At 42.1% G+C, this 5,166-nt stretch carries 6 protein-coding genes and 1 tRNA gene; 5 read left to right on the top strand and 2 right to left on the bottom strand.

The window, feature by feature from the left end; genetic code table 11:
• Positions 1 to 58: 58 nt before the first annotated feature.
• The gene (gene coaE, locus WA010_RS09815; RefSeq protein WP_422556942.1) at positions 59 to 664 is read left to right on the top strand and encodes a dephospho-CoA kinase; all 606 of its coding nucleotides are present in this window, start codon (positions 59 to 61) and stop codon (positions 662 to 664) included.
• Positions 665 to 690: 26 nt separating this feature from the next.
• Positions 691 to 1,440 (top strand): diaminopimelate epimerase, encoded by a 750-nt coding sequence (gene dapF / locus WA010_RS09810; protein ID WP_422556941.1) that lies wholly within the window; start codon positions 691 to 693, stop codon positions 1,438 to 1,440.
• On the opposite strand, the gene prfA is transcribed toward dapF, so the two are convergent.
• Both prfA and rpsT read right to left on the bottom strand, forming a co-directional pair.
• Entirely contained in the window at positions 1,435 to 2,502 is a 1,068-nt protein-coding gene (gene prfA, locus WA010_RS09805; RefSeq protein WP_422556940.1) for a peptide chain release factor 1, read from the bottom strand. The genes dapF and prfA overlap by 6 nt on opposite strands.
• 68 nt (positions 2,503 to 2,570) lie before the next feature.
• Positions 2,571 to 2,837 (bottom strand): 30S ribosomal protein S20, encoded by a 267-nt coding sequence (rpsT, locus tag WA010_RS09800; protein ID WP_015652533.1) that lies wholly within the window; start codon positions 2,835 to 2,837, stop codon positions 2,571 to 2,573.
• Between the two features lie 127 nt (positions 2,838 to 2,964).
• Between rpsT and glmM the strand changes: the two genes are divergently transcribed.
• The 3 genes from glmM to WA010_RS09785 all read left to right on the top strand — a co-directional run bounded on the left by glmM (position 2,965) and on the right by WA010_RS09785 (position 4,872).
• Positions 2,965 to 4,305, top strand: a complete 1,341-nt coding sequence (gene glmM / locus WA010_RS09795) for a phosphoglucosamine mutase (RefSeq protein WP_422556943.1) — start codon at positions 2,965 to 2,967, stop codon at positions 4,303 to 4,305.
• Positions 4,298 to 4,744 carry a signal peptidase II gene (gene lspA / locus WA010_RS09790; protein ID WP_422556939.1) on the top strand — a complete coding sequence of 149 codons (447 nt, stop codon included), beginning with the start codon at positions 4,298 to 4,300 and terminating at the stop codon, positions 4,742 to 4,744. Before glmM ends, lspA begins: the two co-directional genes overlap by 8 nt.
• Before the next feature lie 52 nt (positions 4,745 to 4,796).
• A tRNA-Val gene (locus WA010_RS09785) sits at positions 4,797 to 4,872 on the top strand.
• Positions 4,873 to 5,166 lie beyond the last annotated feature (294 nt).

Genomic DNA, 5,166 nt, shown 5'->3' with positions numbered 1-5,166 from the left:
GCTAAGTTCTCCTCGGCAGAGAGCCCACGCGCAGTAAACCGCGCTGTTCGAGATAATTATGGCATTTGAATATGCCATTGCGCTCACCGGAGGAATAGCGACAGGAAAAAGTACTGTCGCCTCTTTACTGGGGCTTAACGGTCTTCGCATTATCGATGCTGATACGATAGCACACCGTATTTTAGATGAAAATAGCGCATGGGTATTTGAGCGATTTGGGGGAGAATTTGTCAAAAATGGCAAAGTTGACCGCCCGGCATTGGGTAAAATCATTTTTGCTGATTCGGAAGCGAAAAAAGAGTTGGAAAGTTTTCTCCACCCGAAAATCCGTACCGCCATCGAAGAGCAAAGTGAAAAACAAGATCGCCTCAAGTACCCCTATTTGATCGATATTCCTCTCTTTTTTGAGACATCATCCTATCCGATCAAAAATTCCGTGGTTGTTTATACTCCAAAATCATTGCAGATGGAGCGATTTATGAAACGCAACGGTTTCTCGGAGGAGGAGTCATTGCGCCGAATCGAGAGTCAGATGGACATCGAGGAGAAGAAAGCGCGCGCGACATGGGTGATTGACAACTCCTCCAATCTCAAACACCTACAGCGTGAGTGTGAGCAGTTTGTTGACACTATTAAATTACTCTATCCCGCTCCTAAGGTATAATTACCGCAATTATAAAGGAATACCCCATGTTACAAATCGCCAAATATTGCGCCAGCGGCAACGATTTTGTCATCTTTCATGCTTTTCATGGAGCCGATCGTTCCGGTCTTGCCCGAACTCTCTGTGATCGTCAAAACGGCATCGGAGCGGATGGGTTGATCGTCTTACTCCCTCATGAGAGCCATGATTTCGAGTGGGAGTTTTACAATGCCGATGGTTCGACTGCTTCGATGTGCGGAAACGGAAGCCGTGCGTGCGCCCATTATGCTCACCGTTTTGGACTCGCAGGTGAGAATATGGAGTTTTTAACGGGCGCTGGGGTGATAAAAGCGAGTGTCGAGGGGGATGTGGTTCAAAGCGATTTGACTCCTCCCCTCGTTATCAATGATGCGATTTTTGAACATGAAATGACATGGTGGCTTATCGATACGGGTGTTCCTCATCTCGTTACCTTTGATGCCGATATGGAAAATTTTAATATCGCGATGGCGAGAGAACTCCGTTACAAATACAATGCTAATGTCAATATTGCATACGTTGAAAGCAACGGTTCAATTCGTGTTCGTACCTATGAGCGTGGTGTAGAAGATGAGACACTAGCGTGCGGAACAGGGATGGCGGCGTGTTTTTATCGTGCTTCAATCGAGAGTTTGGTTGCGGATAATGCGCGTGTCTATCCGAAAAGCGGAGAGACACTCTATCTAGGACTTGATGAGGGGACGATTACGTTCAAAGGGGAAGTCAAAGGGGTTTTTGAGACCACTTGGCGATTATAATCCCGCTCTCTCCATAATCTGAGCTTGAGTATCGGCGATCAACGGTTCGATAATATCGTCCATCAATCCCCCTTGCATAATCTCTTCAAGTCGATAAAGAGTCAGCGTAATTCGGTGATCGGAGATGCGGTTTTGAGGGTAGTTGTAGGTGCGGATGCGCCCTGAACGATCTCCTGTTCCCACTTGATCTTTACGCTCGCTCATCTCTTTTTCTTTTGCCTCTTGCATTTGCATATCATAAATACGGGCTTTGAGAATTTGCATCGCTTTGTCTTTATTTTTGTGCTGTGATTTTTGATCTTGGTTGGTGACGACGATTCCGGTCGGGAGATGGGTGATCCGTACGGCGGAGTCGGTGGTATTAACACTTTGTCCCCCTGAACCGGATGAACGCATAACGTCGATTTTGAGATCATTTTCATTGATAATAACCTCGACATCATCGACTTCCGGCATTACGGCTACCGTAATAGCTGAGGTATGCACTCGTCCTTGAGACTCGGTTGCAGGGACACGCTGTACGCGGTGAGTTCCCGCTTCGTATTTGAGACGAGAATAAACCTGCTCCCCTTTGATAAGGGCGATGATTTCTTTGAACCCACCCGCATCGCTTGGGCTGCTGCTCATTAGTTCAATTTTCCACCCTTTTACATCCGCATATCGAACATAGGCGTTAAACAAATCTCCGACAAAAATCGCCGCTTCGTCTCCCCCTGTACCTGCACGTAGTTCGATATAAATATTTCGTTTGTCATTCGGATCGGCAGGGATGAGAAGTTTTTTAATTTCATCTTCGAGCGGTTCAATCATCGGTTCTAATGCGCGTAACTCTTCTTTAGCCAGCTCACCGAGTTCCGCATCAAATGCGAGTGATTTGTTCTCTTCGATATCATCGAGGAGTTTTTTGTACTCAGTTGCTTTGGTGACAATCGCTTGAATAGAGGATTGTTCTTTCGAGAGATCTGTCATTCGTTTGATGTCATTACCGATATCGGGAGAACTTAGAAGTTCAGTGAGTTCGTTGTAACGGTTGATAAAAGGGGTGAGTTTGTCGGATAACATGAGTCTGTCCTAAGAGAAGCGTTTAGAGAAATTTTACAAAGAAGGTTGTTTTGCCCTGAGGGCAAAAATTATGCTGCAATTGCGTTAACAGCGAGGTGAAGACGGCTAACTTTACGTGCAGCAGTCTCTTTTTTCAAGACACCTTTGCTTACATATTTATGAAGGTTGGCGTTAGCAATAACAAGAGCAGCTTTCGCTTCTTCTTTGTTTCCTGCATCTACTGCAGTACGAACTGCTTTAACAATGTTTTTAATACGTGTGCGATAGAATCGGTTGCGTTCTGTACGCTTTTCCGTCTGACGGATACGTTTCAATGCTGACTTATGGTTTGCCATGGCATTTATCCTTGTCGAATTTTTTTTAGGGTAGAATACTACCTTAAAGATAATTAAAATTAAGTTAAATTTTATAGACTGTATCTTAAAAGATCTAAACCGATTGTAAAAAAAGGAGATTTTCATGATGAAACTTTTTGGAACCGATGGTGTACGCGGCGAAGCCGGGTCCTTTTTAACCGCTGAATTGGCAATGCGAGTTGCTATGGCAGCTGGAATTTATTTTAGTGCTCATTCTCGAACCAAGAAGATTTTAGTAGGCAAAGATACTCGCCGTAGCGGTTACATGATTGAAAATGCGATCGTTACAGGTTTAACGGCAGTGGGATACGATGTCGTTCAAATCGGTCCGATGCCAACCCCCGCGATTGCTTTTTTAACGGAGAACATGCGATGTGATGCAGGAATTATGATCTCAGCAAGCCATAACCCCTATGAAGATAACGGGATTAAGTTTTTCGATGCACAAGGAAATAAACTTTCAGAAGATATTGAAGCACAAATTGAAGCAATTGCACATGACAAAAACCGTCTTGACGAAGGACAGGTTACAGGTAAAAAAATTGGTTCAGCTAAGCGGATTGATGACGTTATCGGTCGATATATTGTTCAGCTGAAAAATTCATTTTGTCGTGATTTAACACTTCAAGGATTGCGTATTGTTTTAGATACAGCTAATGGTGCAGGGTATAAAGTGGGACCGACGGTGCTCGAAGAGTTAGGAGCAGAAGTGATTGTACTGCATGATAAACCTAATGGATTTAATATTAATGAAGGGTGTGGAGCTCTTCATACTAAAGACCTTTGCGAATCGGTTCGACAGTATCGTGCTGATATCGGTTTGGCACTGGATGGTGATGCTGACCGTTTAATTGTTGTGGATGAAAACGGCGAAGAAGTCGATGGTGATCAGATTCTAGGTGCATTGGGACTCTTTTTTCATAGAAATGGTCAGTTAAAAGGAGATGGAATCGTCGCCACTGTTATGAGCAACCAAGCGTTAGAAGATACAATGAATGAAAATGGTTTGAAACTTTTTCGTTCCAATGTGGGTGATAAATACGTATTGGAAGTGATGCGTGAAAACGGCATCAATTTTGGGGGAGAACAAAGCGGACATATTGTTATTCTTGACTACGCAAAAACAGGTGATGGATTAGTGAGCGCATTGCAACTTTTAGCATTATTACTGACATCCGGTCAAAAAGCGAGTAAGGTACTACGTCCATTTAAACTTTATCCGCAAAAATTGGTTAATATTAAAGTAAAAGTTAAAAAACCACTTGATCAAATTGTAGGTTTAGCAGAAGAACTTTTAGAAGTAGAATCAAAGCATATGCGTCATCTTATCCGTTACTCTGGAACAGAAAATAAACTTCGAATTTTACTCGAAGGTAAAGATGCGAAAGCATTGGAAAGTATGATGGAACGATTGGTAGGCTTTTTTGAGAAGGCTTTGAATGGCTAGATCGATTATAATTTTATTATTGGTGATGAGCAGTGCGTTGTTCATCGATCAAGCGATAAAATCGATTATTTTAAGCGGTTTTCGTCTTTATACCCCCTATATTGATCTGATTTTGGTTCCTTTTAATAAAGGGGTCGCATTTTCGATGTTCACTTTTTTAGCAGAGTCGCTTAAATGGATTCAGCTCGCACTGTTGGCGAGTGTGATCGGTTATACTCTATGGCTTCGCCAAAAATGCTATCTGATTCCTGTCGGGATTATGGTGGGTTCGGGTCTTTCAAACGTTGTAGATCGTTTTGTCCACGGGGGGGTGGTTGATTATGTCTATTGGCATTACGGATTTAACTTTGCTGTCTTTAATGCTGCCGATATGATGATCGATTTTGCGGTAATATGGTTGCTGATTTTAAATTTCCGCCCACAATCATGCAAGAGTTAAGTCACTTTTAACTTCCGTACAGCTATAATTTCACCCTTGCATTAGCTAGGATGGTCTTATAGCTCAGTTGGTAGAGCACTACCTCGACAAGGTAGTGGTCGTGTGTTCGAGTCACACTGAGACCACCATACAAAAACATCGTAATACAGGGCTTGAAAGAGCTTTTAATCACCCTCAAAACAATCTCCATTTTTTCTAAAAAGTTGTCAAAAATAGCTATAAATTGACAAGATAATTACACAATAACTGCACAACTTTTTATGCAAGTAAATTCTCATATTAAATATTTTTTACATTCTTATTCAAATGAACTGGATTATTTGAAAAACATCGTTTATAATATTTCCATAAAGCTTTTTTTGAGATTTTTTAAAAGAGCCGTAAAGTGGATTTTCTACTGATTCTCTCTATCGTTAAAAATG

The organism is Sulfuricurvum sp., assembly GCF_049305995.1.
Classification (GTDB): Bacteria; Campylobacterota; Campylobacteria; order Campylobacterales; family Sulfurimonadaceae; genus Sulfuricurvum.
The sequence above is the reverse complement of the archived record's forward strand: the minus strand, read 5'-3'. Positions and strand labels throughout refer to the sequence as shown.

Coding starts and splice junctions, on each gene's coding strand:
- coaE (WP_422556942.1), top strand. CDS start 59: ATGGCATTTGAATATGCCATTGCGCTCACCGGAGGAATAGCGACAGGA.
- dapF (WP_422556941.1), top strand. CDS start 691: ATGTTACAAATCGCCAAATATTGCGCCAGCGGCAACGATTTTGTCATC.
- prfA (WP_422556940.1), bottom strand. CDS start 2,502: ATGTTATCCGACAAACTCACCCCTTTTATCAACCGTTACAACGAACTC.
- rpsT (WP_015652533.1), bottom strand. CDS start 2,837: ATGGCAAACCATAAGTCAGCATTGAAACGTATCCGTCAGACGGAAAAG.
- glmM (WP_422556943.1), top strand. CDS start 2,965: ATGAAACTTTTTGGAACCGATGGTGTACGCGGCGAAGCCGGGTCCTTT.
- lspA (WP_422556939.1), top strand. CDS start 4,298: ATGGCTAGATCGATTATAATTTTATTATTGGTGATGAGCAGTGCGTTG.